Genomic DNA, 12,874 nt, shown 5'->3' with positions numbered 1-12,874 from the left:
TTCTGCGTGTCCGTGGCCCACGCTGAGTTCATGGCGGACTTCTTCTGCCGAGCCGGTCTCAAGGCCAAGGCACTGTCAGGGGAGACACCGCGGGACGAGCGAAAGGCCGCCCTTGAACAGTTGCGGGCTGGAAGCCTGCAAATCTTGTTCTCCGTCGACCTCTTCAACGAGGGACTGGACATCCCCGACGTTGACACGCTGCTGCTCCTTCGCCCCACGTCCAGCGCGACGGTGTTTTTGCAGCAGTTGGGGCGCGGCCTCCGCCGCAGCGAAGGCAAGGCCGTCCTCACCGTTCTCGACTTCATCGGGCAGCACCGCAAGGAATTCCGCTTCGAGGAGCAGTTTCGCGCGCTCACCAACTTCACGCGCAACAGGCTCCTCAGAAACATCGAGCACGACTTCCCACAGCTTCCCTCCGGCTGCCAGATCATCCTTGAGCGCAAGGCCAAGGAACTCGTCATCAACAACATCCGCAGCCAGATCAACGTCAACGTCACCCATCTGGCCCGCGAGGTCAGTATGTACGCAAGCCCCAGCCTTGCGGAGTACCTCACCGAGAGCCGCCGCGACATCAAGGAGATCTACCGCGGGGGCAACTCCTGGACGGGTCTGCTGCGCCGGGCCAAGCTGCTGCCCAGTACCCACCCCGAGGGTGAATCAGCCCTCCTCAAGCGCGTCCCCGCGTTCCTCCATGTCGACGACCCGGTGAGGATCACCGCCTACCAGCGACTACTGGCCGACGACGCTCCCACCTACGACGAACTGGACCCACGCGGGCAGGACTACGCCCGGATGCTCTTCTTCTCCCTATGGCCCTTGGGTAACGATTTCCCCACCTACCAAACCGGCCTCGACGCGCTCCACGCGCAGCCCCATGTCCGAGACGAACTCCGCCAGGTCCTCGCACACTGCTTGGACCGCACCGACCACGTCCCCATCCCACTCGACGGGGCATTGAGCAAAGTGCCGTTGACGATCCACGCCTCCTACAGTCGGGAGGAGATCCTCCCGGCCCTCCGACAGTCCGAGCTCGGCGCCTTCCTGCCCGGGCACTTCCGCGAGGGTGTGAAGTGGTGCGAGTCGATAGAGACAGACGCGCTCTTCATCACGCTGGAGAAGGACGAGAAGGACTTCTCTCCGCAGACGCGCTACCACGACTACGCCCGCAACGATCTCGAGTTCCACTGGGAGTCCCAGAACCAGACGTCCGACACCTCCCCGACAGGGCTCCGCTACCAGCACCACCGCACACGAGGTAGCCACGTTCTGCTCTTCGTCCGCCGCTACAAGAAGACTGACATCGGCGGCCCCCAGCCCTGGATGCTCCTCGGCCCGGCCGAGTACGTCAGCCACAAGGGCAGCAAGCCCATGGGCATCGTCTGGCGCCTCCAGCACCGACTCCCTGCGGATGTCTGGACCTACTCGGCCATCGCCACAGGCTGACAAGCCAACTCCTGTTGCAGAACTGATGCTTTAAGGTTCCTGCACCACTCCCCCGAGCGACGTTGTGCCACCGCCACGCAACACCACGTATCGCGTCGGGGGAGACCGGCGTTCCTGGTGCGTCACGTCATCAAGACCACCGGAGGCATCCCATGGTTCGAATCAACGCAGTGACGCGTTACGTGTCGCAGGTCGCTCTCGCGACGTCAACGGCCGTCGCCACGGTAGTCAGCTTCTCGACACCGGCATCGGCAACCGCTCTGGGGTATGGGAAGGTTACGGGCTTCTGCTTCGACGCCAAGGGGGTCGAACTCTGCCTGCCGACCACCTCCATCGGGCACTTCATCCAGGGTTCCGGACGCACCATCACCCGAGAGGAGGCATCCATTCAGGACACGCTCGGCGGCGACACGGCTGGCGGCCGCTGGTGTAACTGGCACATTGATTGGCGTTATTCGGACACCAGTGGGCGCACTTACCTCGTCAGCAAGGGACCAGTGCACACGAGCTGCGCAGATTTTGTGTCATTGGGGCGCATCGACACGACGCGGCGAACGTTGAAGCACTACGGAAAGGCGTGCGCTGACTTCTTCGCCGCCGGAGCCAAGCGCGGGACCCAGTGTCACAACATCATTAAGTAGCAAGACGGAGCACGGTAATGAACAATGGCACGCCACCAGCAATGCGCAGCAAAATTCTTCGATGCGTGCTGACGTTCGTCGCAAGTTGTATGGTCGCCGCCATCTTCGTGCCTATCAGTGTGGCTCTGCTCCCTGAAGCCATGCAGGCCTCGTTCAGCGATGTCGAACTCAGCTGGCTAGTGCTTGTGATCGGCACCGCCATTAGCGCGCTCGTCCTCTGGGCTACGCGGTCGCGCGAGCAGTAGATCAGATAAACGGCATCGGCTCGGTGCTACAGGATGGTGGCTGTACCCGTGTCGGGCGCGTTGGGTGGCCGTTGAAGCACTGCGGAGGGCTCGGTCGAGCGGGCCCCGGTGGTCGCCGTGGCGTCGAGGAACAGGGCAGGGTCCCCATGGGCAACAAGTCGTCGAACGTGCGGTCGGGCCGGTTGGTGCGGTGGATGCTGACGGCGGGGCTCAGTTACCTGGGGGCGATGTTCGTCGTGCTCGGGTGCCTGTCGCTGTTGCCGGATCGGACGCAGCGGTCGTTGTCGGAGGCCGCCGTCGGGTGGGCAGTACTCGGGATGAGCGTCGGGCTGTTCATGCTGTTCGCGGGGCGGCGGCGCGGGCGGTCCTGAGGGCCCCAGGGCGGGGCTCATGTGCGCATCCAGGCTCGGGGGCCGAAGGTGGTGCAGGAGCGCGAGGCGATGGTGGCGGCGTCGCGGAGGGCGGCGTCGAGGGCGGATGGCGTGAGGCGGGTCGTGACGTGGGCGGCGAGGTGGTGGACGAGTGCGCCGTGGAGGACGTCCCCCGCGCCGAGTGTGTCGACGACGGGGCTGACGGCCGGGACGGGGATCTCCCCGTCGGGTCGCAGGATGGGGGACGGCCCCCGGGTGACGGCGGTCCAGCGGACTCCGGCGTCCGCGAGGAAGGCGAGGGCCTCCGCCGGAGTGGTGGTGCCCGGGGGGTGGAAGTCGGCCGAGCAGACGGCCACGTCGACGTAGGGAAGCAGGGTGGGCGTGGTGGGGCGCCAACTGCCCGCGTCCAGGACGGTCGGGACCCCGGCCGCGCGCGCGAGGCGGACGGCGGGGACGGCGAGGGCCGGATGGTGGGCGTCGACCAGGACCACATCGGCGTCGCCGACGAGGACGGAGAGGTCTCCCGGAGGAAGCACAGCGGTTCCTGAGGACACGTTGGTGGAGGCGACTGCCCGGTCGCCGGTGGACTCGGTGACCAGAATCGTGGAGACGGGCGGGGGTTCGGGGGAGTCCGCGGTGAGGTTGACGACGTCCACGCCGAGTGCCGCGAGATCGGCACTGATAGCGCCGGCGAGCGGGTGCCCGCCGAAGGCGGTGAGCAGAACGGCTTCGCCCCCGAGCTGGGCGAAAGTGGCGGCGGCACCTGTCGCGGGGCCGCCGGCGGCGACGGTCTGGGCGCGGGCCGTGAGCTTCTCGTTCGGAGCCGGGACATGGTCGACGAGCGTGATGACATCGAGGGTGCAGAGGCCTACGAAGAGTGCGCGCATGGGCGCATAGTGGCAGCCTGACACGTGCGTTTTCGCGCGTTACGCGCCTCCTACGGGCGGGCGTGCACCTTTTTTCCAGGACTTCTGACGCGGAGCGCGTCCGCGCCACTACGCTGTGTGCTCGCAGTGGTGCGCGGGGAATGCCGTGAGCAGGAGGACCGCATGGGGAACGCGCGACCAGGTGGGGCGGGTCCGGCGGACGTCGAGGTGGTGCTGGCCAGGGCGCAGAACGCCTTCGACATCGACGACCGCGTCATGGAACGGCTGGCAACCGCGCTGATGGGCTGTACGGAGCTGGCGTCCTTCCGCCAGCGCAAGGGGCCTCCGCGCAGGCTAAGCCGCAGGACGTTGCGGCACACGTTCCTGCTGGCCGACGGCAGCACGCAGCTGCTGTGGGAGATCGAGCACAACACCGGCCCCGGCGGCGACGAACCGGTGTACGAGGTGTACTCGGACCCGGACGCTCTGGCCGTCGCCCAGCACATGATCGACGCGCGCTTCGGTGAGCCCGCCCCGCGGGAGATGGGGGCGGAGACGGAGGGCTGGCCGGCGCGGCCGCCTCAGCAGGCGATGGACCTGGCGCCCGGGCACCGGCAGTACACGGAGAACCACTCGGCCGAGCACGCGTGGCGGGTTCTGCGGCGGGCCGAGAACCCGGACGCGCCCGGCGAGGAACTGCGCAGCCGGCTGGGCTCCGCGGTGGGCCACGACATCGCGTACATCACCGGTCGGCACACCAGGATCGGCACCGGCCGGGTCGCCGGCTGGACGCTGTACGAGCACGCCTTCCTGCTGGCGACCGGGGAGGAGATCAGCCTGTGGGAGGTCGAGCACACGATGACACCCGACGGGCGGCCGATGTGCGAGGTGTACGCCGACGAGACGGCGGCCTGCGACTCCGCGGACCTACGGCTGGAGGCGCTCTGACCGCGTTACCGCTCCGGCCCCGTCGCCGGCCTCGTTCCCGCCGGTCCCCGGCCGCGTTCCGGATTGCGGGCGGGGTGCGTCGAGAGGAGATTGGGCGGTAGGCGTGTCGGCGGGAGGCGGGAGGTTCCCATGCCGGTCCTGACGGAGGTCGAGTTTCCCGGTGTGACGGCCCTGCAGTACGAGGAAGCGAACCACCGCGCGGGGTTCGGGCCCGAGCATCCGCCCTCGGGTCTGCTCGCCCACGCCGCCGTGGTCACCAACGAGGGCCTGCGGCTGGTGAACGTCTGGCAGTCCACTCAGGCGCTCGAGTCCTTCATGGAGATCATGCTGCCGGCCGCCAAGGAGTCGGGCTTCCCGGAGCCGAGCGGGCCGCCGAGGATCTCGGAGCTCTACAACTTCGTCGTGCCCTAGCGTCCCGCAGCGCCTGGCGCTGACGCCCGGCGCTCGCGGGAGTCGGGAGGCGGATGCGGACCGGCGGCCCTGGGTGGCGGGGGGTGTCGCCAGGGCCGCCGGAGTTCGTGCGGTCGTTCACGGTCGACGGCCGGTGAACGCCGTCCGCAGCGCGGTCGGTACTGGGGTGGGTCCGGTGGGCGTTGCTCGCGCGTCGTCCCGTACCGGCCGCTCGCCTCAGACCGTGAGGCCCTTGCCGCGCAGCCAGCCCATCGGGCCGATCGGTTCGCCGCCGCCGGGGCGCACCTCGAAGTGCAGGTGGGGGCCGGTGACATTGCCCGTGGCGCCGACGCGGCCGATGGTGTCACCGGTGTTGACCTTGCCGGAGGTGACGATCATCGAGGAGAGGTGGCAGTACCAGAGCTCGGTGCCGTCGTCGAGGGTCAGGATGATGCGGTAGCCGTACGAGCCGGCCCAGCCGGCCGCGGTGATGGTGCCGCCGTGCACGGCCTTGACGGGGGTGCCGGTGGGGGCGGCGAAGTCCTGGCCTGTGTGGGTGTGGGCCCACAGCGAGCTGGACTCGCCGAAGCCGGCGGTCAGCGAGTACGAGGCGACCGGGAGCACGAAGCTCCTGGCGAGCTCGGCGAGGCGCTGGGCCTCCAGCTTCTTCGCCGCCTCCGCCGCGGCCTTCTTCTTGGCGGCCGCTTCGGCGCGGACCCGCTCCTCCGCGGCGGACTTGGCGGCCTTCGCCGTGGCCTCCTGCAGCGCGGCGGTCCTGGCGGCCCGATCGGCGGCCTGCCGCTGCTGCTGGGCCTGGTCGAGGATGCGGCTGCGCAGCACCTCGCCCGCGTCCGGGGTCAGGGCCTCGGCGACGACGGGCTCGGCTTCGGCGGCGCTGTCGTCGCCGACGAGCGCGCCCACGCCGGGCAGTCGGGACGCGTCGGGCAGGTGGGGCAGGGAGACGGCGAGCGGGTTCTTGCCCTCCGCGGTGGCGGCCCCTCCGACGCCCAGTACGGCCACGGCCGCGACCCCGAAGACAGCGGAACCGCGGCCCAGGGAGCGCTGCTTGGCGACGCGGTGCCGGCCGCGCACGGGGCCGGCGGACTCCTCCGTGGGGTTCCAGGGCTCGGCCTGCGGGCCCTCGTCGGGCGCGTCCTCGTGGAGCGCGCCCTCGTCGAGCGCGCCCTCGGTGCTCCGGGGGACGTCGGCCGCCTGGACGGTGCCGAAGGCCTCGATGTCCTCTGGCCGCGGTCCGGCGGCGGCCGGGGTCGCGGCGGCGGTCGCGGCGTATGTCTCGTACGCCCCGTGCCCGGCTCCGTCGTGCTGTGCGGGGACGGTGTCCTGAGGGGTCGTCGTCTCGGTGGGCGCCGTGGCGAGCCAGCCGGCGGCCATGTTCCACTCGCCGGTGTCCCAGCCGTCGATCGCGTTCTTCGTCGGCGGCGCCTGCTCGGCAGCCGGAGGGTTCCAGCCGGCGGCGATGTTCCACTCGGCGGTGTCCCACTCGGGGTACGCGGAGACGGAACCCTGCTGCTGTCCGGGTATGAGGGCAGGCTCGTTCGACGCCACGCGGGCGCACTCCTTTCCTTCCTTCTCGCCTACCGGGTTAGCTGACGGGTTCGGAGCAGGAAGGTCTCCTACGAGGGCCGCGAAGGCCCCCGATTCACCCCAGGAAGTGGTTCCCCGGTTCCCGCGGACGGGATTCGGCAAGCGCGCGGCGCCGCCCTGTCGGCGGCGGGACGACCGCGCTGCGTTATCGAACGTTAATAGAGGCGCCCGCCAATTCCAAGCCACTCTTGCGACTTCCTGACGGGAATCTATGGGGATAGACGCGACATAACAGGACATCGGGCTGCGACCGCCGTGACCAACGGGAAATGTGAGCGTACGTCAGTCGTTATGCGCAAGAGAGTGCCGCGCTTACGAGGAGTGATGCTCACCCCGGGCCCCGGCCGCCGAGGGCGCGCCCCAGACGGCTGTGGAGGCGCTCCGCCGAGGCGTCGGCGGAGCTGTGCGCGGCGAGCATTCCGTGCACTTCACGCTGCAGGACCCGGGTGAACGTGACGTAGTGCGCGGTCGCCGGACGGGCCCTGGCGGCCTGCAGCGCGCACCACAGCAGGGTCGTGTAACCGGGGGTCGCGGCGGTCGGCCGGGGCGAGGACTCCGAGCCGCGGCGCGTGGGGCGGTCGTAGAACCAGGCGCGCGGGTCGTGAGGATCGTCACAGTCGACGTCCCCGGCTCCGTACGCGGATCGCCGTGCGGGAGCGAAGCCGGCTTGCAGCAGTGCCTCTTGGGCGCTGCGTCCGGTCAGGAAACGGATCAGGTCCGAGGCGTCGCCGGGGCGGTCGCTGGTCGCCGCGACACCCAGGCTCTGCCCGCCGAGGGCCGCGACGCCCGGGAGCCGGGCCACGCCGAAGCGCACACCGGGGGCGAGGGCGGCGTCGAGCCGGTTGTAGGCGTAGGGCCAGTTGCGCATCAGCACACTGCGCCCCTCGGCGAACTGGGCGAGGGTGACCGACTCGTCGGCCTCGAGGGACTGCGGGTTGAGGTTGTTGGCGGCGGCCAGCCGGTTGAGCTCGTCCAGGCCCTCGCGCAGCGCGTCCTCGGTGCCCGTGTAGCGTCCGTCGCCGTCGACGAGTTCGACGCCCGCGGTCCACAGGGCTTCAAGGGTGTTGACGGTCAGGCCCTCGTACGCGCGCAGCTGGGTGGTGTAGGCGGCGTGGCCGAGCGGGCGGACGTCGGCGAGCAGGTCGCCGATCGTGGCGTAGCCGGACAGGTCCGCGGGGCGGCGGCCGGCCTTGGCGAGGTCGTCGGTGCGGTAGTAGAGCAGGCCGACGTCGGTGTTGAAGGGCACCGCGTACGTGCGGCCCTTCCAGCGGCCGGCGTCGGCGGCCTGGCGCAGGAAGTCCCCGTCGACGAGGGCGGGGTCGAGCGGACGCAGCAGCCCGCTGTCGGCGAACTCGGGGATCCAGCTGATGTCGAGATTGACGACGTCGTAGCTGGCGCTGCCGGACTGGAAGGCGCCGATCAGCTCGCTGCGCTGCTCGTCGGAGGCGGAGGGCAGCTCGACGAGCCGGGCGGGCCGGTCCGGGTTGCGGCGGTTCCACTCGTCGATCAGGCCGCGGCGGACGCCGGCTCGCCCGCCGGCGGTGAGGTCGGCGTCGCTGGCGACGACGAGCGGCCGGGAGGGGTCGGGGCGCGGCGGCGGGGCCGGGGCCGCGGTGGGGCCGATGCACGCCCCTGCCGCCAGCATGAGCAGGAAGCCCATGACGCTCCGCCGCCGGCTCCGCGAAGGCACGGCGGGACGCGGCAGCGCCGTGGCGTGCGGGTGCGGACGGGCGCCGCTCGCACCGCGGGGGGCCGGGGCTGTCATGACCCTCCCGTGGTGAGGCGGTCTATGGTCTCCGCGACCCGGTTCGGCAGATCCCGCGTGATCGCGAGGCACGCGCCGCCGTTCTCCGTCACCGCCTTGTTGAAGTGCAGCGAGCAGCCGTAGGCCTCCAGGGAGACCACCAGGACGGGGACGTCCGTGTCCGGCGGCTCCTCGCCGGCGCTGTCCTCGTCGTCGGTGATCAGGACGATCAGGGCGCCGGGGGAATCGGCCAGGGCCCGGGACCATTGGCGCAGGGCGGCGGCCACGGGGGCGTCGCGCTCGACGGAGGCCAGTTCGCGGATCGCGGCGTCCCGCGCGGCCGCGTCGTGCGCCCCGATGTCCAGGAGGGTGCGGCCGGGCACCGCGGCGATGCCGTAGCGGTAACCGGAGGCACGGGCCAGCACGGAGCGCACGAGCGGGATGTTGGCGCGGGAGTGGGAGGAGCTGGAGACGTCGACGGCGAAGAGGACGTCACGCCGGGTGCCGGCGGCCTCCCCGCCGGCACGCAGCGCGTCCTCGATGTCCTCGCGGGTCGGCGGCCGGCCGCCCGCCCGGGGGTCCGCGACGAAGACGGCGCTGTCCAGCGGGGTGTCGTCGGCCTCTTCCGTCCCGCTGACGTCGGTACGGAAGCCCTGTGCCGCGAGCGCCCGCTGCCCCGGGCGGGAGCCGAGCCACGCGCCGAGCCGGCGCACCGCCTCGGCGCGGTCGGCGCGGTCGGCCCGGCCGGTCTCCCACGTCACCGGTACGAAGGTGAGGCGCAGGGGCGGCACGTCGGAGGGGTAGTAGGCGGTGTAGGGGTCGGACTGGTTCCCCAGGCAGGGGGGACGGGATTCCAGGGTTGGGGTGACGAGCCCGGCCAGGGTGGACTCGGCGGTCAGCAGGGCCTGCTGGGTGCCGCCCCGTTCGACCAGCCAGGTGCGGGCGGAGCAGGCCAGTGCCCGGTCGTCCGCCGGGGGGACGGCGTCCGTGGTGACCCGGGTGCCGGGCCTCAGGTGCAGCAGCTGGTGCAGGGCCGCGTCCGAGGAGTGCGGTTCGGCGCTGCGGACTACCACGTCCTGCGCGTGGGCGGCGTCGACGAGTTGCTGCACGGTGCTGCCGGTGCGTTCGACTCCGTCCAGCGAGGTGGTCGTGGCGACCACCGCCGGGGAGTGCGCGAGGGTGACCGGCCTGCCGAGGGCGACGACGCTCTCCGGGCGCCGGGTCTCGGCGAGGACCCGGGTGACGGCGGTGCCGGCCGCCGGTATCCACACATCCGGGTGCGGCCCGACGTCCCGCAGCGGCATCGCGCAGTCCTCGCGGTCCTCGCCGTCTCCGCCGTCCGTGCTGCCCCCGTCCTCCGCGCCGCCCGCGCAGGCGCGTTCCGGCTCGGCCCAGGCGGCGGAGGAGCGGAAGGCGGCGACGGCCCGGTCGGTGGGCGCCGCGTAGACGGTGGTGTTGATCTGGCCGCAGCCCTCGGGCCGGCCGCCGAGCGAGGCGGTGGCGCCGTCGGCCTCGCTGTCCTGGAAGGCGTCGAGCACGGAGCTGAGCGCGGCGCGGGTCTCCGGAGCGGTGAGGACCCGCAGTTCCAGCGGGGCCGGGCACAGCGGTGGCGGTCGGTGGGCGTACGTCCAGGCGGTGACGCCGCCCGCCAGCAGGGCCAGGCCGGTGCCGAGCCCGACGGCCCGGTGCCAGAGCGGCTGATGAGGGCCCGCTGTCCACGTCCATGAGAAACCTGCGTACTGCGCGAGCCGGCGCAGCGGCGCCAGCCACCGGGCACCGCGGGCGGGGCGGGGGGTGAGCCGGGCCTGGGACAGGACGGTGTCGCCGGAGCTGTTGCTGGAGCGCTCGGTCGGGAACCACGGGTCGTAGTCCACGCTCTCGTCGAGCGCGGCGGCGTACTCGCCGGCCAGTTCGTGCAGCCGGACGCCCAGGCTTTGCACCGTCACGGGGTCGTACGGGTCGGTGCCCTCGGTCAGCACCCGGACCAGCGCGCCGGTGAAGGGCGTCGGGTCGATGCCGTCGCCCTTGTGGATGCGCGAACCGACCGCCGACGAGGTGATCAGCGAGAACGGCCGTTCCGGAAGCGGCACCAGGCCCGCGTTGCCGGAGTAGCAGCAGTCGAGGACGAGGACGACGCGCTCGGCGCGCGAGGAGGCCAGCAGCTTGAGCAGGTCGCGGTAGGGGATGCCGTCGAGGCGGGCGCCGTTCTTGGTGGACTCCCGCGTCATCAGATACAGCTCGGGCCGGCCGGAGGTGAGGTCCACGTAGCCGTGCCCGGTGAAGTAGACCAGCAGCAGGTCCTGCGCCTGCGCGGCGGCGAGGGCGATCAGCCGCAGCGCGCGGTCGCGGGTGCGCGGCTCGGCGAGGGTCTCCACGGTGCGCGGGATGAACCGGCCGAGTCCGCCGGAGACGAGCGCGGCGCGCAGCCGCGTGACATTGGCCCTGGCGGAGGGGATGTTGGAGAAGTCACGGGCGTGCTCGTACTGGGACACCCCGATCAGGACCGCCCGCGACCGGGATGCGAACGGTTCGTACGGCATGCCCGCCGGACCTCCCCAGGGCCGTCTTCCTCCGGATTCAGTTCTCCAGCGTCTGGCGGATGCGGGCCGCCATCGCCTCCAGCTCGCCGCGGGTCAGGGAGTCCCGGCTGGTGAGGACGCACTCGACGTCCCCGGCGCGTACGGTGACGCTGAGCGAGTCGCCGGGCTGGTTGCGCAGGTGGTTGCGCACGGCGCGGAGCAGCGTGAGCGCGGTGACCTGCAGACTCTCCTGGAGGATCATCAGCAGCAGGTCGTAGGCGACGCCCATGCTCTCGTCAGCGGGCCGCTCCCTGCGGACGACCAGCGGCGCCAGTTCCTCGTCGGCCCGCAGCCAGACCTCCAGCCTGCGCAGGTCCTCAGCCGCGTCCTTGCCGCCAGCCAAGCCAATGGTCACGTACGTGTCCATGACGCCTCCCCTCGGCCCCAGCTTACGCTGACGCACCGTCATTCATACTCCTCGTGAACGGAGTTGTGTGCACGGGGAAGGAAGTGGGCGGTCAGCGGGGCGCGGACGGAAGGCCGCGCGCGGTCGACACGGGCGAGGCCGGCGGGGCCGCGGCCACGGGCGGCGTACCACCCGGACCCGCGCGGATCGCACGGCAGGCAGCGGCGGCACGGCAGGCGGGCGGCACGGTCCGCTCCTGGGCGGGATGCCGCCCGTGGTCCGTTCGCCGCTGCGGGCGGAAACCGGGCGGGCGCCCGCGCGCCCGTCGCCGCCCAGGGTCACGATCAGATCCGGATAGCCGGCGGCGGCCGCCTCCTCCAGCGGCGCGCCGCCCGCACCGGCCCGTGGACGGGCGCCGGTAGGGACCGCGTACGGACCCGGCGGCCGGCCGCCGGACCGCCCACGCCCGACGACGGCGGGGCGGGCGCCGCCCGGACCCGCGCGGGGCGCACGGCAGGCAGCGGGCGCGGTCGTGCCCCGGGCCGGGGCGCCGCCCGCGCGATCCGTGCACCACGGCAGGCAGCGGGCAGGCAGGCGCCTGCGCGCTCGTACCCGGTGGCCGGCCTCAGGACCGCCGCGCCGGCCCGAGCCCCCGCGCCCGTACGCGCCTCTACGCGCTTGTGCGCGCCGGGCCGCCTCATGATCGGCCGCCCATACTGGAACACATGGAGCACAACGCCGAGCTCAGGGATTTCCTGCGGGCCCGCAGGAACCGGCTGAGCCCGCAGGACGCCGGCATCACCGTCACCGGTGCGCCGCGCCGTGTGCCGGGGTTGCGGCGGGAGGAGCTGGCGCGGCTGGCCGGGGTGAGCACCGATTACTACACCCGTTTGGAGCAGGGCAGGCACCTGAATGTCTCCGAGGCGGTGCTTGACGCCGTCGCCCGCGCCCTGCGGCTGGACGCGGCCGAGCGCACGTACCTCTTCGAGCTGGCACGGCAGCGCACCCCGCCCCGCCGCAGGCCGCAGCGCCCGCAGCGGGTGCGACCTGAGGTCCATCGCGTGCTGGACCTGCTGGGCGACCGCACCCCCGTGTTCGTTCTGGGCCGCCGCACGGACGTGCTGGCCGCGAACCGGTTGGCCCGCACACTGCTCACCGACTTCGACGCGCTGCCGCACCGGGACCGCAACCTCGCCCGCTTCATGTTCCTCGACGACGCGGCGCGGGACCTGCACCGGGAGTGGGACAAGCACGCCGCCGAGACGGTCGCCGCCCTCCGGCTGGACGCCGCGCGCCACCCCGACGACCCGGGGCTGACCGAGCTCGTCGGCGAGCTGACGATCAAGAGCTCCGAGTTCCGCGCCTGGTGGGCCGACCACAACGTGCGCCCGAAGTCGCACGGGGTGAAGCTCTACCACCATCCCGTGGTGGGCGACCTCACCCTGTCGTACGAGCACGTGGTCTTCCCCGGGGACAGCGACCAGCTGGTGTGCATCCACACCGCCGAGCCCGGCTCCACCTCCGAGGCGGCCCTGCAGCTGCTGGCCGCGTGGACCGGCTCCGACGCGCCCGCCAGCGGCTTCCCCGACCCGGAGCCGGACCCCCGGTGACGGCCCGCCCCGGGTGATGCCGCGAGGGCGGCGCCGGCGTCGCGCCGGTGCCGCCCTCGACTGGGGTGCCGCCCGCCGTACCAAGT

The 12,874-nt window shown here is 72.0% G+C and carries 12 protein-coding genes and 1 riboswitch; of the genes, 7 read left to right on the top strand and 5 right to left on the bottom strand.

What is annotated here, in order from left to right:
* The 4 genes from AC3ET4_RS15815 to AC3ET4_RS15800 all read left to right on the top strand — a co-directional run.
* The coding region (locus tag AC3ET4_RS15815; protein WP_431949674.1) for a DUF3427 domain-containing protein at window positions 1–1,443 on the top strand (1,443 nt) is incomplete at its 5' end.
* A gap of 152 nt (window positions 1,444–1,595) precedes the next feature.
* On the top strand, window positions 1,596–2,084 hold the full coding sequence (locus AC3ET4_RS15810; protein WP_431949672.1) for a hypothetical protein: 489 nt from the start codon (window positions 1,596–1,598) through the stop codon (window positions 2,082–2,084).
* 17 nt (window positions 2,085–2,101) lie between these two features.
* Window positions 2,102–2,329, top strand: a complete 228-nt coding sequence (locus tag AC3ET4_RS15805) for a hypothetical protein (RefSeq protein WP_431949670.1) — start codon at window positions 2,102–2,104, stop codon at window positions 2,327–2,329.
* Between the two features lie 146 nt (window positions 2,330–2,475).
* The gene (locus AC3ET4_RS15800; protein WP_431949668.1) at window positions 2,476–2,700 is read left to right on the top strand and encodes a hypothetical protein; all 225 of its coding nucleotides are present in this window, start codon (window positions 2,476–2,478) and stop codon (window positions 2,698–2,700) included.
* Between the two features lie 17 nt (window positions 2,701–2,717).
* On the opposite strand, the gene AC3ET4_RS15795 is transcribed toward AC3ET4_RS15800, so the two are convergent.
* On the bottom strand, window positions 2,718–3,587 hold the full coding sequence (locus AC3ET4_RS15795) for a PfkB family carbohydrate kinase (RefSeq protein ID WP_431949666.1): 870 nt from the start codon (window positions 3,585–3,587) through the stop codon (window positions 2,718–2,720).
* A gap of 162 nt (window positions 3,588–3,749) precedes the next feature.
* Here AC3ET4_RS15795 and AC3ET4_RS15790 point away from each other — a divergent pair, with 162 nt between their 5' ends.
* Together AC3ET4_RS15790 and AC3ET4_RS15785 are read left to right on the top strand one after the other, a co-directional pair.
* Complete coding sequence (locus tag AC3ET4_RS15790) at window positions 3,750–4,514, top strand: DUF6227 family protein (RefSeq protein ID WP_431949664.1); 765 nt, start codon at window positions 3,750–3,752, stop codon at window positions 4,512–4,514.
* A gap of 129 nt (window positions 4,515–4,643) precedes the next feature.
* Window positions 4,644–4,925: a hypothetical protein gene (locus AC3ET4_RS15785; protein ID WP_431949662.1), complete on the top strand. Its 282-nt coding sequence runs from the start codon at window positions 4,644–4,646 to the stop codon at window positions 4,923–4,925.
* A gap of 216 nt (window positions 4,926–5,141) precedes the next feature.
* Here AC3ET4_RS15785 and AC3ET4_RS15780 read toward each other — a convergent pair whose 3' ends face one another.
* The 4 genes from AC3ET4_RS15780 to AC3ET4_RS15765 all read right to left on the bottom strand — a co-directional run bounded on the left by AC3ET4_RS15780 (window position 5,142) and on the right by AC3ET4_RS15765 (window position 11,199).
* Window positions 5,142–6,296 (bottom strand): M23 family metallopeptidase, encoded by a 1,155-nt coding sequence (locus tag AC3ET4_RS15780; RefSeq protein ID WP_431949678.1) that lies wholly within the window; start codon window positions 6,294–6,296, stop codon window positions 5,142–5,144.
* 185 nt (window positions 6,297–6,481) lie between these two features.
* Window positions 6,482–6,620, bottom strand: a riboswitch (cyclic di-AMP (ydaO/yuaA leader).
* Between the two features lie 217 nt (window positions 6,621–6,837).
* Window positions 6,838–8,169: an extracellular solute-binding protein gene (locus AC3ET4_RS15775; RefSeq protein WP_431949660.1), complete on the bottom strand. Its 1,332-nt coding sequence runs from the start codon at window positions 8,167–8,169 to the stop codon at window positions 6,838–6,840.
* A gap of 101 nt (window positions 8,170–8,270) precedes the next feature.
* Entirely contained in the window at window positions 8,271–10,793 is a 2,523-nt protein-coding gene (locus tag AC3ET4_RS15770) for a caspase, EACC1-associated type (RefSeq protein ID WP_431949658.1), read from the bottom strand.
* Window positions 10,794–10,830: 37 nt separating this feature from the next.
* Entirely contained in the window at window positions 10,831–11,199 is a 369-nt protein-coding gene (locus AC3ET4_RS15765) for an effector-associated constant component EACC1 (RefSeq protein ID WP_431949656.1), read from the bottom strand.
* 704 nt (window positions 11,200–11,903) lie between these two features.
* Here AC3ET4_RS15765 and AC3ET4_RS15760 point away from each other — a divergent pair.
* Window positions 11,904–12,788 (top strand): helix-turn-helix transcriptional regulator, encoded by an 885-nt coding sequence (locus tag AC3ET4_RS15760; protein ID WP_431949654.1) that lies wholly within the window; start codon window positions 11,904–11,906, stop codon window positions 12,786–12,788.
* Window positions 12,789–12,874 lie beyond the last annotated feature (86 nt).

It is taken from the genome of Actinacidiphila sp. bgisy167, assembly GCF_057707665.1.
The sequence above is the reverse complement of the archived record's forward strand: the minus strand, read 5'-3'. Positions and strand labels throughout refer to the sequence as shown.

Bases quoted from the DNA above. Each gene is read 5' to 3' on its own strand.
- AC3ET4_RS15810 (WP_431949672.1), top strand. From the start codon at position 1,596: ATGGTTCGAATCAACGCAGTGACGCGTTACGTGTCGCAGGTCGCTCTC.
- AC3ET4_RS15805 (WP_431949670.1), top strand. From the start codon at position 2,102: ATGAACAATGGCACGCCACCAGCAATGCGCAGCAAAATTCTTCGATGC.
- AC3ET4_RS15800 (WP_431949668.1), top strand. From the start codon at position 2,476: ATGGGCAACAAGTCGTCGAACGTGCGGTCGGGCCGGTTGGTGCGGTGG.
- AC3ET4_RS15795 (WP_431949666.1), bottom strand. From the start codon at position 3,587: ATGCGCGCACTCTTCGTAGGCCTCTGCACCCTCGATGTCATCACGCTC.
- AC3ET4_RS15790 (WP_431949664.1), top strand. From the start codon at position 3,750: ATGGGGAACGCGCGACCAGGTGGGGCGGGTCCGGCGGACGTCGAGGTG.
- AC3ET4_RS15785 (WP_431949662.1), top strand. From the start codon at position 4,644: ATGCCGGTCCTGACGGAGGTCGAGTTTCCCGGTGTGACGGCCCTGCAG.
- AC3ET4_RS15780 (WP_431949678.1), bottom strand. From the start codon at position 6,296: ATGGCCGCCGGCTGGCTCGCCACGGCGCCCACCGAGACGACGACCCCT.
- AC3ET4_RS15775 (WP_431949660.1), bottom strand. From the start codon at position 8,169: ATGGGCTTCCTGCTCATGCTGGCGGCAGGGGCGTGCATCGGCCCCACC.
- AC3ET4_RS15770 (WP_431949658.1), bottom strand. From the start codon at position 10,793: ATGCCGTACGAACCGTTCGCATCCCGGTCGCGGGCGGTCCTGATCGGG.
- AC3ET4_RS15765 (WP_431949656.1), bottom strand. From the start codon at position 11,199: ATGGACACGTACGTGACCATTGGCTTGGCTGGCGGCAAGGACGCGGCT.
- AC3ET4_RS15760 (WP_431949654.1), top strand. From the start codon at position 11,904: ATGGAGCACAACGCCGAGCTCAGGGATTTCCTGCGGGCCCGCAGGAAC.